This is a genomic window from Frigoribacterium sp. CF331 (genome assembly GCF_057787905.1).
Genome location: NZ_CM173545.1, coordinates 3,171,288 through 3,187,031, shown reverse-complemented (window position 1 = coordinate 3,187,031; position 15,744 = coordinate 3,171,288). Strand labels below are relative to the sequence as shown.

The window sequence follows — 15,744 nt, the reverse complement described above, 5'->3', positions numbered from 1 at the left end:
GTGGCCGCCTCCCCCGGCGCACTGCCCGAGGCACTCGTCGAGTTCCGCGAGGAGTTCCTCGCCCTCGACGTCCGCAACCGCCTGCAGCTGCTGCTCGAGTTCTCGAACGAGCTGCCCGAGTTGCCCGAGCGCTACGCCGACCACCCCGACCTGCTCGAGCGGGTGGTCGAGTGCCAGTCCCCCGTGTTCCTCTTCGTCGAGGTCGCCGAGGGCCGCGTCCACCTGCACGCCACGGCTCCGCGCGAGGCGCCGACGACGCGGGGGTTCGCGTCCATCCTCGCCCAGGGGCTCGACGGGCTCACGGTCCAGCAGGTGCTCGACGACGTCCCCGACGACTACCCGCAGACCATCGGACTGACCGAGGCGGTCAGCCCGCTGCGCATCCGGGGCATGACCGCCCTCCTGGGTCGGGCCAAGCGTCAGATCCGCGAGCGGACCGCCGCCGCGTGACGCTGCGCGTCCTGCACGCGCTCGAGCGGCCGACCGACGTCGGGCTCGAGCTCGACATCGACGACGCGGGGGCGCCCGCGCGGATCCGCGAGCTGTACGACCCGCCCCGCGAGACCTGGCTCCGGCTGAACCTCATCGCCGCGGTCAGCGGGGACGCCGCGGGTTCGGACGGCACCTCCGAGACCCTGAGCAACGCCACCGACCGGACGATCCTGGCGGCGATCCGCTCGCTGGCCGACGGGGTCCTCGTCGGCGCGGCCAGCGTGCGAGCCGAGGGCTACCGGGTGCCGAAGTCGTCCCGGCTGGTCGTCGTCACGTCGTCCGGCGACCTGTCCGGGCACCGGATGGACCCGTCCGAGGCCGAGCGCGTCGTCGTCGTCTGCCCGTCGTCCGCCCGGGCCCGGGTCCGCGAGACCCTCGGCGAGGCGATCTGGGCGGCCGCGGCCGTGCTGACCGCGCCCGACGACGGTGGTCGGCTGGAGCCCGCGGCGATCCTGCGGTGCCTGCGCGACCAGCGCCTCCGTTCGCTCGTCTGCGAGGGCGGGCCGTCGCTCGCCGGGCAGTTCTTGCGCGACGGGCTCGTCGACGAGCTGTGCCTGTCGACGTCACCGGTCGTGATCGGCAGCGGTCTGCCGGTGTTCGGCCGCGAACGGTTCGACCCGGCGTCGCTCGTGCTGGGTCAGTTGCTCGTCGACGAGCAGAGCACCCTCTACGCCCGGTGGTCGGTCGAGGGCGGGCCCGCGAGCCGCTGACGTTCGAGCCACCCCGAGATCGCCGCCTCGAACCGCTCGGGGTCGAGGTTCCAGAGCTTGGTGTGCCGGGCGACGTCGAACGCCTCGAGGGTCACGAGGTCGGGGCGTGCCTCGGCCAGGGCGTGCGACGCCGTGGACGGCACGAAACCGTCGTCGTCGCTGTGCAGCACGAGCACCGGGACCTCGAGCTCACCCGACCGTGCCACGAGGTCGAGCCGGTCGAAGTCGATCGGCTCGGCGCTGCCGGCCAGTCGGCACAGCAGGGGCGACCCGAGGAGGCGCAGGACGAGGCCCTGGACGAGCGGGGGCACGCGCATGGCCGCTCCCTGGTACGCGAGGGTCGTCCGCCAGTCGACCACGGGCGACTCGAGCACGAGCCCCCTGACGGCCCCGCGGAGCGCCGAGCGCGTCGCCGCCTGCAGCACGAGGGCGCCGCCCATCGACCAGCCCGTCAGGACGACCGACGTCGCACCGTGGTCGAGGGCGTACCGGAGGGCCGACTCGACGTCGCGCCACTCGGTGTCGCCCAGGGCGTACCGGCCGTCCGACGACCGGGGCGCCTCGCCGTCGTTGCGGTACGACACGAGCAGCGAGGTGACGCCGTGCCGGTGGAAGACCGGGACGCCGCGGATGGTCTCGGCGCGGGTCACGCCCCGGCCGTGCACGGCGATCGTCCACGGGCCGTGGGTGCCGTGCGCTGCGGGGACGAGCCACGCCGGCGCCGCTCCCACCTCGGTGGGCACCGACACCTCGTGGGCGACCAGGCCCGCGTCGTGCGGCGTCGGGAACAGCCACCCGCCGATGCGACCGTGGCGGGCGCGGTCGAGGTCGCCGCCCTCGACGCCCTCGACCCGGCGGACCACGTGTCGTCCGTCGTCCCGGACGACCTCGCCGAGGCGGGCGTGCCCCCGCCCGCGGTCGAACCAGAAGCTGTACCGGCCGGGGAGGCGCGTGTCGGGCGTCGAGGTCAGGGTCACCGTCCCGCTCGCGGCGTCGTGTGCCTCGACCCGGACGTCGTCGCGTCGCCGACGCGCGGGCGTCACGATCTTCCGCGCGATGGCCACGACACCCGACGCGAGGGCCACCGCCGACACGAGGACGGTGCCACCGACGGCGATCGAGACGATCGCGAGCGGGCCGACGCCCCCTCGACCGGTGGATGCAGGGCGGGTCACGGGCGGCTCCTCGGGCGGCGGCAGGTGGCTGCGGGGCGACCTGTGGATCTGCTGAGCCGGGCGCGGCGTGCCGCGGGGGTCGCCCTCGGGTTCGACCCTAGTCTTCGAGGGTGTCCGAGATCCCCCCGACGCCGACCCGGCCGCCCGCATTCGCCGCGGCCGTCGAGTCCGTCCACCGCGCCTCCGCCCGGGACGCCCTCGCCATGATCGAGATCCCGGCGCCGAGCGGCCTCGCGCCGCACGCGCTGGCCCTCGCCGGCGACGTGGTCGGCGCCGCGGGCCGCCCCGATCCCGACCTCGGCACGGGGCGCTTCGTGCTCCTCTACGACGAGGACGAGCCCGAGGCCTGGGGCGGGCCGTTCCGGGTCGTCGCCTTCGCGCAGGCCCCCCTCGAGACCGAGATCGCCCTCGACCCGTTCGTGGCGGACGTCGCCTGGTCGTGGTTGGTCGACAGCCTCGACGCCCGCGGCGCCTCGTACGGCCAGGCCTCGGGGACCGCCACGAAGATCCTCTCGACCGGATACGGTGAGTTGGCCAGCCACGGCGACGGGGCCCAGCTCGAGCTCAGGGCCTCGTGGAGTCCCACCACCACCGACCTGGCCCCGCACATCGAGGCCTGGAGCGAGCTGATCTGCACGCTCGCCGGGTTGCCCCCGACGGTGGAGGGCGTCACGCTCCTCGCCTCGCGGCGGGTCGGGCGGGACTGACCCATCGGACCGAACGGCGCGACCGGACCACGACGGCGCCCCCGGACAGGAACAGCGGAGACATGACCACAGCGACACCAGACGAGGCAACACCCGTCGGCGACGGCCCCGGCGGCGTCGGGCCGAGGGTGACCGTCCGACCCCAGGTCGAGACCGCGGACTCGGTCCACGGCGAGGTGGTCGTCATCGACGATCGCGAGGGCTACCTCGCCGCCGTCGAGGCGATCCGGGCCGGCACCGGGCCCGTCTCGATAGACGCCGAGCGCGCCTCCGGATACCGCTACTCGCAACGGGCGTACCTGATCCAGGTGTTCCGACGGGGGTCCGGGGTGTTCCTGCTCGACCCGCCGGCCATCGGCTCGTTCGCCGAGCTGCAGGACGTCATCGGCGACGAGGAGTGGGTGCTGCACGCCGCCAGCCAAGACCTCGCGTGTCTGCGCGAGGTGGGCCTCGACCCCAGCCGCATCTTCGACACCGAGCTCGGTGCCCGCATCGCCGGCCTGCCGAAGGTCGGCCTCGGAGCCGTCGTCGAGCAGCTGCTCGGCGTCCACCTGGCGAAGGAGCACAGCGCGGCGGACTGGTCGACGCGGCCCCTGCCGCAGAGCTGGCTGGTCTACGCCGCGCTCGACGTCGAGTTGCTCGTCGACCTGCGTGACGCCATGGAGGCGGTGCTCGCGGACGCGGGCAAGCTCGAGATCGCCCGCCAGGAGTTCGAGGCGACGTTGCGCCGCGAGGCCAAGCCCGCCCGCGTCGACCCGTGGCGTCGCCTGACGGGGCTGCACAGCCTGCGCGGATCGCGGTCGCTGGCCGTCGCCCGCGAGCTCTGGCAGGCCCGCGACGACTACGCCCGCGAGATCGACACGGCCCCCGGGCGACTCGTGCCCGACTCGTCGCTCGTCGCGGCCACCCGGGCCATGCCCACCGACAAGCGCGCCCTGGCCGGCCTGAAGGAGTTCGTCGGCCGCGCGAGCCGCAGCGAACTCGACCGGTGGTTCGCGGCCATCGAACGCGGTCGCGCCACCACCGACCTGCCGTCGCACCGCGGCCCGGCCAGCGACACGCTGCCGCCTCCCCGCTCGTGGGCCGACAAGAACCCGCTCGCCGACGCCCGGTACAAGGCGGTGCGGCCGCGCGTCACCGACATCGCCGAGGGGCTCGACCTCCCCGTCGAGAACCTGCTCACGCCCGAGACCCTCCGCCGTCTCGCCTGGGACCCGCCGATCCCCTTCGACACGCCGACGATCTCGGCGGCACTGGTCGAACTCGGGGCTCGGCCGTGGCAGGTCGACGCCGTGGCCGAGGCCGTCGCCGAGGCCTTTGTCGACGCCCACCAAGAGCCCGAGCCGACGGGTGACGGGCCTTCGTAGGATTGCTCGAACGATTCTCGGGCCCTCGGCGTCGTCCCTAAGATCGGGAGCAGATCCTGACACTGGAGGCAATGTGGCCGAGAGCAACGATGTCGTGTTCGTCGACGGGGTACGCACCCCGTTCGGTCGGGCCGGCGACAAAGGCATGTACTGGCAGACCCGGGCCGACGACCTGGTCGTGAAGGCGATGAAGGGCCTGCTCGAACGCAACCCGTCCCTCCCGCCCGAACGCATCGACGACGTCGCCATCGCGGCGACGACGCAGCAGGGCGACCAGGGGCTCACCCTCGGTCGCACGACGGCGCTGCTGGCCGGCCTGCCCCGGTCCGTGCCCGGTTACGCGATCGACCGCATGTGCGCCGGCGCCATGACCAGCGTCACCACCATCGCCGGCGGCATCGCGTTCGGCGCCTACGACGTCGCCCTCGCCGGCGGCGTCGAGCACATGGGTCGCCACCCGATGGGCTTCGCCGCCGACCCGAACCCGCGGTTCGTCGCCGAGAAGCTCGTCAGCGGCGAGGCCCTGAACATGGGCAACACGGCCGAGCGCATCCACGACCGGTTCCCGCAGCTGACCAGAGAGCGGTCCGACCGCTACGCGATGCGGTCGCAGCAGAAGCTGGCCGCGGCCTACGACGCCGGCCAGATCCAGCCCGACCTCGTCCCGGTCGCGATCAAGACCGACCAGGGCTGGGGGCTGGCGACCCGTGACGAGGCACCCCGGCCCGAGACCACGATGGAGGGGCTGGCCGGCCTGCGTACGCCCTTCCGACCGCACGGTCGCGTCACGGCGGGCAACTCGTCCGGACTCAACGACGGCGCGACGGTCAGCCTGATGGCGTCCGGCGCGGCCGCGAAGGAGTTGGGCCTCACCCCCAAGATGCGCCTGGTCAGCTTCGCCTTCGCCGGCGTCGAGCCCGAGATCATGGGCATCGGTCCCGTCCCGTCCACCGAGAAGGCCCTGCGCAAGGCCGGCCTCTCGATCGACGACATCGGGCTCTTCGAACTGAACGAGGCCTTCGCCGTGCAGGTGCTGTCGCTGCTCGACCACTTCGGCATCGACGACGACGACCCCCGCGTCAACCCCTGGGGCGGCGCCATCGCCGTCGGGCACCCCCTGGCCTCGTCGGGCGTGCGCCTGATGATCCAGCTGGCCCGTCAGTTCGAGCAGCACCCCGAGGTGCGCTACGGCCTCACCGCCATGTGCATCGGACTCGGCCAGGGCGGCAGCGTCATCTGGGAGAACCCCCACCACTCGCGGAAGGCGGCGCGCGCATGAGCACGGCGATCGAACAACTGACCGAGCTGTCGGCCGACGAGGTCGTCACGCACTCCTACGTCCGCGACGTCCCGTTGCCGTCCGGGGGCGTCCTCGCCCTCGTCACGCTCGACAACGGCCGCGACCACACCCGACCGAGCACCCTGGGGCCGGCGTCGTTGCACGAGTTCGGCGCGACCCTGGACGCGGTCCGCACCCGCGCCTCCTCGGGTGAGATCGCGGCGATCGCCGTGACGGGCAAGCCGTACTTCCTGGCGGCGGGTGCCGACCTGAGCAAGGTCAGCGCCATCCCCAGTCGAGACGTCGCCCGCGAACTGGCACGGCTCGGCCATGCCGTGCTGGGCAAGCTGCACGACGCCAGCGTGCCCACCTTCGTGTTCGTCAACGGGCTCGCCCTCGGCGGTGGGCTCGAGATCGGCCTGCACGCCGACTACCGCACGGTCGACTCGTCGGCCGCGGCGATCGCCCTGCCCGAGGTGTTCCTCGGGATCATCCCCGGCTGGGGTGGCGCCTGGCTGCTGCCGAACCTCATCGGCATCGAGAACGCCCTCAAGGTCGTCATCGAGAACCCGTTGAAGAACAACCGCACGCTCAGACCCGCCCAGGCGCTCGAACTCGGCATCGTCGACGTGGCCTTCGGCCCGGCCTCGTTCCTCGAGGACAGCATCCGATGGGCCGACGGAGTGCTGACCGGACGGGTCGTGGTCAAGCGGCCGAACGTGCCCGGCAAGCTCGAACGGGCGGTGAAGTGGGACGTCGCCGTCTCGGTCGCGCGCAAGTCGCTCGAGTCGAAGATCGGCACCGTGGCGAAGTCCCCGTACGCCGCCCTCGACCTGCTCAAGGCGGCGAAGAACACCGACCGCGCGACCGGGTTCGCGGCCGAGGACGAAGCCCTGGCCGACCTCGTCGCCGGCGACCAGTTCCACGCCAGCATGTACGCCTTCGACCTCGTGCAGAAGCGGGCGAAGAAGCCCGCCGGTGCTCCCTCGCCCGACCTCGCGCGGAAGGTCGGCAAGGTCGGCATCGTCGGGGCGGGCCTCATGGCGAGCCAGTTCGCCTTGCTCTTCGTCCGTCGGCTCCGCGTGCCCGTCGTCATCACCGACCTCGACCAGGCTCGGGTCGACACCGCTCTCGGCCGCATCCGCGGCGAGATCGACGACCTCCAGGCCAAGGGGCGGATCTCACGCGACGAGTCGAACCGGCTGAAGGCGCTCATCACGGGCACCACCGACCTGGCGGACTTCGCCGACGCCGACTGGGTCATCGAGGCCGTGTTCGAAGAACTCGGCGTCAAGCAAGAGGTCTTCGCGAACGTCGAGGCCGTCGTGTCCGACACCACGGTGCTGGCGACGAACACGTCCTCGCTCAGCGTCGAGCAGATCGGGGCGAGGCTGGCCCACCCCGAGCGGTTGGTGGGCTTCCACTTCTTCAACCCCGTGGCAGTCATGCCGTTGGTCGAGGTCGTCAAGACGCCCCTGACCGACGACGAGACGCTCAGCACGGCCATGGTCACGGCGAAGGCCCTCCGGAAGAACGCGGTCATCACGGCCGACACCCCGGGCTTCGTCGTGAACCGCATCCTGGCCAAGCTGCTCGGTGAGGCCATGCACGCGGTCGAGACGGGGACGCCCTTCGAGGTGGTCGATCGCGCCACCGCACCGTTCGGACTGCCGATGACTCCCTTCGAACTCCTCGAACTGGTGGGGCTCACGGTCGGTGCGCACGTCCTCGACACCCATCACGCCGCCTTCCCCGACCGGTTCTTCGCGAGTGAGGGCCTCCACCGTCTCGCCGAGCACGGCACGATCTTCGAGCGCGACTCGAAGGGACGCCGCAAGGGCTTCGACAAGAAGGCCGTGGCGCTGGCCGCAGGGCCCGGTACCGCCCTCACCGACGACGAGCTGCGGGTGCGCATCGAGGACGGTCTCGCGGACGAGGTCGGACGCATGCTCGACGACCACGTGGTGGCGGCCGCCGTAGACATCGACCTCTGCCTCATCCTCGGCGCGGGTTACCCCTTCCAGATGGGCGGCGTGACCCCGTACCTCGATCGGGTCGGTGCCTCGCGCCGCGTGCGCGGTCGGGACTTCCACGAACCGGCGATCCGCGGCCTCGACTAGACCGGCGGCCGGCCCCACGTCGACGAACGCCCCCGTCTCGGATCGAGACGGGGGCGTTCGTCGTGACCTCCGGTCGCCGGCCCGGGCGGTTCAGGTGGCCGTCAGTCGCGTCGTGCGTCTTCGTTCCGCGGGGTGGACGAGGCGTCGTCGAGGGGTCGGGCGACCGGGATGCGGCTGCCCAGCACCTGAGCGACGACGTCGCGGGCGATGTGCTGCGGCGTGAGGCCGGCCTCCTCGAGGATCTCGGCCCGCGAGCCGTGCTCGAGGAACTCGTCCGGGAGGCCCAGCTCGGTCACGGCGGTGTCGACCCCGGCACCGCGGAGGTCCTGCCGCACCCGTGTTCCGATGCCGCCGACGCGCACGCCGTCCTCGATGGTGATGACGAGTCGGTGCGTGGCGGCCAGGTCGATGACGCTCTTCGGCACGGGGACGACCCAGCGCGGATCGACGACGGTCGCGCCGATGCCCTGGTCTTGCAGGCGCTCGGCGACGTCGAGCCCGACGCCGGCCATGGGACCGACGCAGACGATCAGCACGTCGTCGTGGTCGCCTCGCCGGAGGACCTCGACGCCGTCCCCCAGACGCTCGACGGCCTCGTGCTCGACGCCGACCGCACCCTTCGAGAAACGGATGACGGTCGGGGCGTCGTCGACCGTGACGGCCTCGCGCAGTTCTTCGCGGAGCCTCGTGGCGTCCCGAGGAGCAGCGAGACGGATGTGCGGGACGATCTGCAGGAGGGCGAGGTCCCACATGCCGTGGTGGCTCGGCCCGTCCGGCCCCGTGACGCCGGCGCGGTCGAGGACGAAGGTCACACCGGCCCGGTGGAGGGCGACGTCCATCAGGACCTGGTCGAAGGCCCGGTTCACGAAGGTCGCGTAGAGGGCGACCACGGGGTGGAGACCGCCGAAGGCCAGCCCGGCGGCACTCGTGACGGCGTGCTGTTCGGCGATGCCGACGTCGAAGACCCGCGACGGGAACCGCTCGGCGAGCTTGTGCAGGCCCACCGGTCGCAGCATGGCGGCGGTGATGCCCACGATCTTCTCGTCGTGCTCGGCGATGTCGACGATCTCGTCGGCGAACACCGACGTCCAGGACGGCGACGTCGCGGCCTCGAGGGGCTCGCCCGTCTCGGGGTCGATCTGCCCGACCGCGTGGAACTGGTCGGCGACGTCGGCCCGAGCCGGGTCGAACCCCCGGCCCTTCTCGGTGATGGCGTGCACGATGACCGGGGCACCGTAGTTCTTCGCCTGGAGCAGCGCTTCTTCCATGGCGACCTGGTCGTGCCCGTCGACCGGTCCGATGTACTTGATGTCGAGGTTGGAGTAGAGCGCCTCGTTGTTGGTGAAACGGCTCAGGAAGCCGTGCAGTCCCCCTCGCACGCCGCGGTAGACGGCGCGACCCGGGTGCCCGAGTCGGTCGAAGACGGCTCGGCTCCCGACGTGGAGTTCGCGGTAGGCCTGCCGCGTGCGGACGGTGTTCAAGAACCGGGCCATGCCACCGATGGTGGGGGCGTACGAGCGACCGTTGTCGTTGACGACGATCGTGAGGCGACGGTCGTTGTCGTCGCTGATGTTGTTCAGCGCCTCCCAGGTCATGCCGCCGGTAAGGGCACCGTCGCCCACGACGGCGACGACGTGCCGGTCGTCGCGACCGGTGAGCTGGAACGCCCGCGAGATGCCGTCGGCCCACGAGAGCGAACTCGAGGCGTGCGAGCTCTCGACGATGTCGTGCTCGGACTCGGAACGCTGGGGGTAGCCGGCGAGCCCTCCGCGGAGGCGCAGGGCCGAGAAGTCCTGGCGACCGGTGAGCAGTTTGTGCACGTACGACTGGTGACCCGTGTCGAAGACGAAGGCGTCGTGCGGCGAGTGGAAGACGCGGTGCATGGCGAGGGTGAGCTCGACGACGCCCAGGTTCGGGCCGAGGTGGCCCCCGGTCTTCGACACCTCGGTCACGAGGAACCGACGGATCTCGGCGGCCAGTTCGACCATCTGGTCGTTCGTCAGGCGGTCGAGGTCGCGAGGCCCCGTGATCGTCTGCAACAGGCTCATGCTGGTCTTCCTCCTCCGCCCTCTCGGGCATCCGTCCACTCTAGGCACGTGCCCGGCGAGAACGCCGTACGACCCCCGGACGACGCGCGTGCTCGTCCGGGGGTCTCGGGTCGGTGCGGTCCGGTGATCAGACCAGGCTGCGCAGGACGTACTGCAGGATGCCGCCGTTGCGGTAGTAGTCCGCCTCGCCCGGTGTGTCGATCCGGACGACGGCGTCGAACTCGACCGGCTGCTTGCCCTCGGGCGAGTGGGCCGTCGGGGTCGCCGTGACGCGGACCGTCTTCGGCGTGGTCCCGTCGTTGAGCTGTTCGAGGCCGACGATGTCGATCTGCTCGGTGCCGTCGAGCCCCAGGGACTCCCAGCTCTCGCCCTGGGGGAACTGCAGGGGCACCACGCCCATGCCGATGAGGTTCGAGCGGTGGATGCGCTCGAAGCTCTCGGTGATGACGGCCTTGACGCCCAGCAGGCTGGTGCCCTTGGCGGCCCAGTCACGGGACGATCCCGAGCCGTACTCCTTGCCGCCCAGGATGACCAGGGGCGTGCCCTGTTCTTGGTAGCGGGCACTGGCGTCGTAGATGAACGACTGCGGTGCGTCCGGCTGCGTGAAGTCGCGGGTGTAGCCGCCCTCGACGCCGTCGAGCAGCTGGTTCTTGAGCCGGATGTTGGCGAAGGTGCCGCGGATCATGACCTCGTGGTTGCCCCGGCGCGAACCGTACGAGTTGAAGTCCTTTCGGTCGACGCCGTGCTCGTCGAGGTAGTGACCCGCCGGGCTGTCGACCTTGATCGAACCGGCGGGGCTGATGTGGTCGGTCGTGACCGAGTCGCCGAGCTTCGCCAGGACGCGGGCACCCTGGATGTCGGTGACCGGCGTCGTCTCGATCGTCATGCCCTCGAAGTACGGGGGCTTGCGGACGTAGGTCGACTCGGAGTCCCACTCGAAGGTCGCACCGGTCGGTGTCGGCAGCGACCGCCACCGCTCGTCCCCGTCGAAGACGCCCGCGTACTCGTGCGTGAACATGCCGGTGTCGATCGACGAGTCGATGGTCTGCTGCACCTCGGCCGCGTCGGGCCAGATGTCGCGGAGGTACACGTCGGTGCCGTCGTCGGAGGTGCCGAGCGCGTCGTTCTCGAAGTCGAAGTTCATCGAGCCGGCCAGGGCGTAGGCGATGACCAGGGGCGGGCTCGCCAGGTAGTTCATCTTGACGTCCGGGTTGATGCGACCCTCGAAGTTGCGGTTGCCCGACAGGACGGCCGTGACGGCCAGGTCGTTGTCCTGGACGGCCGTCGAGATCTCGTCGAGCAACGGACCCGAGTTGCCGATGCAGGTCGTGCAGCCGTAGCCGACGGTGTAGAAGCCGAGGTCCTCGAGGTACGAGGTCAGACCGGCCTTCTCGTAGTAGTCGGTGACGACCTTCGAACCGGGCGCGAGGGTCGTCTTGACCCACGGCTTGGCCTTGAGGCCCTTCTTGCTGGCGTTGCGGGCGAGCAGGCCGGCGGCGAGCATGACCGAGGGGTTCGACGTGTTCGTGCACGAGGTGATGGCCGCGATGGCGACGGCGCCGTGGTCGAGGGTGAAGGTCGAGCCGTCCTCGAGGGCGACGGACGTCGGCTTGGAGACCTTGGCCGGTGCATGGGACGTGTGCGAGATCGTGTGCGGCTGCGCCTCGTCGTCGTCCTCGGCCGTGAAGCCGATGGGGTCGGACGCCGGGAAGGTGCCCTCGACGGCGGCGTCGACGTGCGAGTGGTCGGTGCCGGCGTAGTTCTCGAGGTCGACCTCGAACTGCGACTTGGCCTCGGTCAGTTCGATGCGGTCCTGCGGACGCTTCGGACCCGCGATGGACGGGACGACCGTGGCGAGGTCGAGCTCGAGGTACTCGCTGAAGACCGGCTCCGTCGACGGGTCGTGCCACAGCCCCTGCAGCTTCGCGTACTGCTCGACGAGGTCGATCTGCTCGTCGGAGCGGCCCGTGAGCCGCAGGTAGTCGAGGGTCACGTCGTCGATCGGGAAGATCGCCGCCGTCGAACCGAACTCGGGGCTCATGTTGCCGATGGTGGCGCGGTTGGCCAGCGGCACCTCGGCCACGCCCTCACCGTAGAACTCGACGAACTTGCCGACGACGCCGTGGCGGCGCAGCTGCTGGGTGATGGTGAGGACCACGTCGGTGGCGGTCACGCCGGTGGGGATCGAGCCCGACAGCTTGAAGCCGACGACCTTGGGGATGAGCATCGACACCGGTTGACCCAGCATGGCGGCCTCGGCCTCGATGCCGCCCACGCCCCACCCGAGGACGCCGAGGCCGTTGACCATCGTCGTGTGCGAGTCGGTGCCGACGAGGGTGTCGGGGTACGCCTGGAGCACGCCTCCGACCTCGCGGCTGTAGGTGACGCGGGCCAGGTACTCGATGTTGACCTGGTGGACGATGCCGGTGCCCGGCGGGACGACCTTGAAGTCGTCGAAGGCCGTCTGGCCCCACCGCAGGAACTGGTACCGCTCGCCGTTGCGCTCGTACTCGATCTCGACGTTGCGCTCGAGGGCGTTCTCGCTGCCGAAGAGGTCGGCGATGACCGAGTGGTCGATGACGAGCTCGGCGGGCGCCAACGGGTTGATCTTGGTGGGGTCGCCGCCGAGCTCGGCGACGGCCTCGCGCATGGTGGCGAGGTCGACGATGCAGGGCACGCCGGTGAAGTCCTGCATGACGACGCGAGCCGGCGTGAACTGGATCTCGGTGTCGGGGTCGGCGGTCGGCTGCCACGAGCCGAGTGCCCGGATCTGGTCACCCGTCACGTTCGCACCGTCCTCGGTGCGGAGCAGGTTCTCGAGCAGGACCTTGAGGCTGAACGGAAGCTTCGAAGAACCCTCGACCGCGTCGATGCGGTAGACCTCGTAGTCGGTGGACCCGACCGTGAGGGTGTTCTTCGAGCCGAAACTGTTGATTGCAGACACGTGCCGTCTCCCTTGCTGACTACGCCCTCATCTTGGCCGGTGGGCGCGACGCGCACCAGCGAGGTCAGCCTAAGTCCGCGGGGTCTCCCCGGGGCCGATCCCAGCGATTTGTCTCGATGTCGAGATAAAACATAGCACCAGGAGGCGCGGGTCAGGTCGACGGGCCCCGCGCGTCGGCCGCCGCGTCGCGTCCCCGGTAGACCGTCCGCACGAGCAGCCAGGTCACCCAGAGCAGCCCGGCGTACAGCGGCACGCCCATGACGAGCTTGAGGGTGCCGAGGAGGGCGACGTCGCCCGCGAGCCAGAGGGGTGCCTGGACGGCCAGGCGTGCGGCGAAGAGCCCGGCCCACAACCACGTGGCCAGCACCAGCACGCGACGCTTGGCACGATCCGCCCGCCAGCCCGTCCCGTCGTTGGTGAGCAGCCCGACGACGATGCCGATGAGCGGCCACCGGACGGCGATGCTCACGAGCAGTGCCACGAGGGACGCCGCGTTGATCAGGAGGCCGGGGACGAAGTTGTTCTCCGCCCGGCCCGAGAGCAGCGCTATGCCCGCCGAGAGGGCGATGCCGAGGACGCCGGCCAGGGCCTGCGCGACGGGACCGCGTTGGATCGCCCGGACCACGACGAACGCGACGGCGAGCACGAGCGGGATGAGGACCGACGGCACGACGTCACGGGTGATCGTGTAGACGACCACGAACCCGAGACCCGGGACGATGGACTCGACGAGACCCCGCACGCCTCCGATCGCGGTGAGGAGCGCCGCGGCCGTCGGCACCTCGCCGGGCGCGACCTGCCCGATGCCGGCTCGACGCGCCGCAGCCTGGAGCTGGGCCGCGAGGGACACCCTCGGGTCGTCGAGCGGGGTGGGATCGGACGGATCGGGCCGCTCGGGCGTCGCCGACACGTCGGGTCAGACGACCGAGGGCGTGGTGCCCGGGGCGTCGGTCGGGCCTGCCTTGGGCATGGCGAGCGGGATGAGCTCGCGGGGAGGCATGGGGGTCGTGCCACGCACGACGACGATGCTGCGGAAGAGCTCCTCGATCTTCTCGGCGGCCTCGCCGTCGTCCGCGGCGTCGCCGGCGATGACGCCGCGCAGGAACCACCTCGGGCCGTCGACGCCGATGAAGCGGGCCCGTCTCGTCGTGCCGGGGTCGCCTCCCATCACGGGGATCTCGGCGCGGACCTCGGGACCGAAGGGCCCGTCGACCTCGGCGGTCGTCCCGCCCTGCTTCTCGATCTGCTCGCTGATCTGCCCGCGGATCTCGTTCCAGAGGCCGGTGGTCCTGGGCGCCGCGAAGGGCTGCACCTGGAGGGTCGACTTCGCGAAGTCGAGACCGACGGCGACGACCCGCTTGCTTCCCTCTTCCACCTCGAGGCGGAGGTGCAGACCCTCGCGGGGCAGGATCTTGACCCCGCCGAGGTCGACGTAGGGGCGGACCGGGTTGGCCTCGGTCTCGTCGAGGGGGCCGACCTCGGCGCGGTCGCCGGGAGCCGACTTCGAGTCGTCGAAGACCTCGACCTCGGTCTCGTCGAGCGACTCGATGTCGACCTCGACGTCGGCGACGTCGGCCGATTCGACGTCGATCGCGACCTCGGCCACTTCTTGCTCGCGGCGCTTGGACTTCCTCACGCGGTGCCTCCTGTGTTGTGTGCGTATCCGGTCGAACCGTGCCCGCCGAGCCCGCGCACGCTCTCGGGGAGCGTCGGGACGGGGACGAACGTGGCTCGGACGACGGGCATGACGACGAGTTGGGCGATCTTGTCGCCGACGGCGACGTGGTGCTCCGTCTCGAGATCGGTGTTGAGCAACGAGACCTTGATCTCACCGCGGTACCCGGAGTCGACGGTGCCCGGGGCGTTCACGACCGTGATGCCGTGCTTGGCCGCCAATCCGCTGCGGGGCACGACGAACGCGGCGAAGCCGTCGGGCAACGCGATCGACACCCCCGTGCCCACGAGGGCCCGCCGCCCCGGCTGGAGCACCAGGTCTTCGGTCGACAACAGGTCGGCCCCGGCGTCACCGGGGTGGGCGTACTCGGGGACCGAGGTCGCCTCGGCGGCGATGAGGACGTCGAGGGTCTGGGTCACGTGTCGAGGGTAGTGCAGAAGTCTGGTCGAATGGACCCATGAACCCCTACCGTGAGCGCCTGCTCCCGCCGCTCTCCGTCTTCGTGGCCTGCGCCCTGCTCGTCCCCGCCACCTTGCTGGTATTCCTGCCCATCAACTCGACCGTGGGCGTCGTGATGGCCGTCGTGTTCTACGTGGGGGCCGTCGTCGCACTCGTCCTGACCTCGCCCGTGCTGACCATCGACGACGAGGGGTTCACGGCAGGGCGGGCACGGCTCTTCGCCCACGAGATCGGCGAGGCCGAGGGCTTCAGCGGGGCCGACGCCACCAAAGAGAGAGGGCCCAGGCTCGACGCGCGAGCTTGGACCCTGTTCCGGGGGTGGGTGCGTCCGGTCGTCAAGATCTCGTTGACGGATCTCGACGACCCGGCGCCCTACTGGTTGGTGTCGACCCGTCGTCCCGACGAGGTCGTCCGCCGGTTGGAGGCGCTCAGGCGGCGCACTCCCGGCAGATAGCGCCCAGCTTGGTCTCGTGGTCGAGCTGCGAACGGTGCTTCACCAGGAAGCACTCGACGCAGGTGAACTCGTCGACCTGAGGGGGGAGGACGACGACGTCGAGGTCGAGGTCCGAGAGGTCCTGCCCGGCGAGCTCGAACGAGCCCGGGTTGTCGGCGTCGTCGTCGACCACGCCGGTCATCTTGTCGGGGACCCTCTCTTTGAGCCCCTCGATCGACTCCGAGCCGTCGTCGTCGTTCTTGCGAGGTGCGTCGTAGTCGGTGGCCATGCCCATCCAGTTCTTCGGTCGTTCGTGTGCCCGATTCGGCGGGTGC

Annotated in this window: 14 protein-coding genes; 7 read left to right on the top strand and 7 right to left on the bottom strand. The window is 71.0% G+C overall.

The genetic code is table 11. From position 1 onward, the window contains the following. Together AC3CCI_RS14760 and AC3CCI_RS14755 are read left to right on the top strand one after the other, a co-directional pair. Positions 1-450 (top strand): SufE family protein, encoded by a 450-nt coding sequence (locus AC3CCI_RS14760; RefSeq protein WP_488628699.1) that lies wholly within the window; start codon positions 1-3, stop codon positions 448-450. Beyond that, positions 447-1,202, top strand: coding sequence for a dihydrofolate reductase family protein (locus AC3CCI_RS14755; protein ID WP_488627640.1), 756 nt, complete (start codon positions 447-449; stop codon positions 1,200-1,202). Before AC3CCI_RS14760 ends, AC3CCI_RS14755 begins: the two co-directional genes overlap by 4 nt. Here AC3CCI_RS14755 and AC3CCI_RS14750 read toward each other — a convergent pair. Beyond that, positions 1,160-2,377 (bottom strand): alpha/beta hydrolase family protein, encoded by a 1,218-nt coding sequence (locus AC3CCI_RS14750; protein ID WP_488627639.1) that lies wholly within the window; start codon positions 2,375-2,377, stop codon positions 1,160-1,162. The two genes, AC3CCI_RS14755 and AC3CCI_RS14750, sit on opposite strands and share 43 nt — an antisense overlap. A 110-nt stretch (positions 2,378-2,487) precedes the next feature. Here AC3CCI_RS14750 and AC3CCI_RS14745 point away from each other — a divergent pair, with 110 nt between their 5' ends. From AC3CCI_RS14745 to AC3CCI_RS14730, 4 genes are all read left to right on the top strand, one after another. Next, positions 2,488-3,084: a DUF3000 domain-containing protein gene (locus AC3CCI_RS14745; RefSeq protein ID WP_488627638.1), complete on the top strand. Its 597-nt coding sequence runs from the start codon at positions 2,488-2,490 to the stop codon at positions 3,082-3,084. Positions 3,085-3,146: 62 nt separating this feature from the next. Next, complete coding sequence (locus AC3CCI_RS14740; protein ID WP_488627637.1) at positions 3,147-4,451, top strand: HRDC domain-containing protein; 1,305 nt, start codon at positions 3,147-3,149, stop codon at positions 4,449-4,451. A gap of 73 nt (positions 4,452-4,524) precedes the next feature. Then, positions 4,525-5,730 carry a thiolase family protein gene (locus tag AC3CCI_RS14735; RefSeq protein ID WP_488627636.1) on the top strand — a complete coding sequence of 402 codons (1,206 nt, stop codon included), beginning with the start codon at positions 4,525-4,527 and terminating at the stop codon, positions 5,728-5,730. Further along, positions 5,727-7,850 (top strand): 3-hydroxyacyl-CoA dehydrogenase NAD-binding domain-containing protein, encoded by a 2,124-nt coding sequence (locus AC3CCI_RS14730; RefSeq protein WP_488627635.1) that lies wholly within the window; start codon positions 5,727-5,729, stop codon positions 7,848-7,850. The genes AC3CCI_RS14735 and AC3CCI_RS14730 overlap by 4 nt, the downstream gene beginning before the upstream one ends. Before the next feature lie 101 nt (positions 7,851-7,951). On the opposite strand, the gene dxs is transcribed toward AC3CCI_RS14730, so the two are convergent. The 5 genes from dxs to dut all read right to left on the bottom strand — a co-directional run bounded on the left by dxs (position 7,952) and on the right by dut (position 14,936). Further along, on the bottom strand, positions 7,952-9,898 hold the full coding sequence (gene dxs, locus AC3CCI_RS14725; protein ID WP_488627634.1) for a 1-deoxy-D-xylulose-5-phosphate synthase: 1,947 nt from the start codon (positions 9,896-9,898) through the stop codon (positions 7,952-7,954). A gap of 127 nt (positions 9,899-10,025) precedes the next feature. Further along, positions 10,026-12,842, bottom strand: coding sequence for an aconitate hydratase AcnA (gene acnA / locus AC3CCI_RS14720; RefSeq protein ID WP_488627633.1), 2,817 nt, complete (start codon positions 12,840-12,842; stop codon positions 10,026-10,028). A gap of 151 nt (positions 12,843-12,993) precedes the next feature. Beyond that, positions 12,994-13,692: a DUF3159 domain-containing protein gene (locus AC3CCI_RS14715; RefSeq protein WP_488627632.1), complete on the bottom strand. Its 699-nt coding sequence runs from the start codon at positions 13,690-13,692 to the stop codon at positions 12,994-12,996. 66 nt (positions 13,693-13,758) lie between these two features. After that, positions 13,759-14,391 (bottom strand): DUF3710 domain-containing protein, encoded by a 633-nt coding sequence (locus AC3CCI_RS14710; RefSeq protein ID WP_354594340.1) that lies wholly within the window; start codon positions 14,389-14,391, stop codon positions 13,759-13,761. Between the two features lie 83 nt (positions 14,392-14,474). Further along, the gene (dut, locus tag AC3CCI_RS14705; RefSeq protein WP_354594289.1) at positions 14,475-14,936 is read right to left on the bottom strand and encodes a dUTP diphosphatase; all 462 of its coding nucleotides are present in this window, start codon (positions 14,934-14,936) and stop codon (positions 14,475-14,477) included. Positions 14,937-14,974: 38 nt separating this feature from the next. Between dut and AC3CCI_RS14700 the strand changes: the two genes are divergently transcribed. Continuing rightward, positions 14,975-15,430 (top strand): DUF3093 domain-containing protein, encoded by a 456-nt coding sequence (locus tag AC3CCI_RS14700; RefSeq protein ID WP_488627631.1) that lies wholly within the window; start codon positions 14,975-14,977, stop codon positions 15,428-15,430. Here AC3CCI_RS14700 and AC3CCI_RS14695 read toward each other — a convergent pair. Continuing rightward, a complete protein-coding gene (locus AC3CCI_RS14695; protein WP_043592858.1) occupies positions 15,405-15,698 on the bottom strand; it encodes a DUF4193 domain-containing protein in 294 nt (97 codons plus the stop codon). The genes AC3CCI_RS14700 and AC3CCI_RS14695 overlap by 26 nt on opposite strands. Positions 15,699-15,744: the final 46 nt, after the last annotated feature.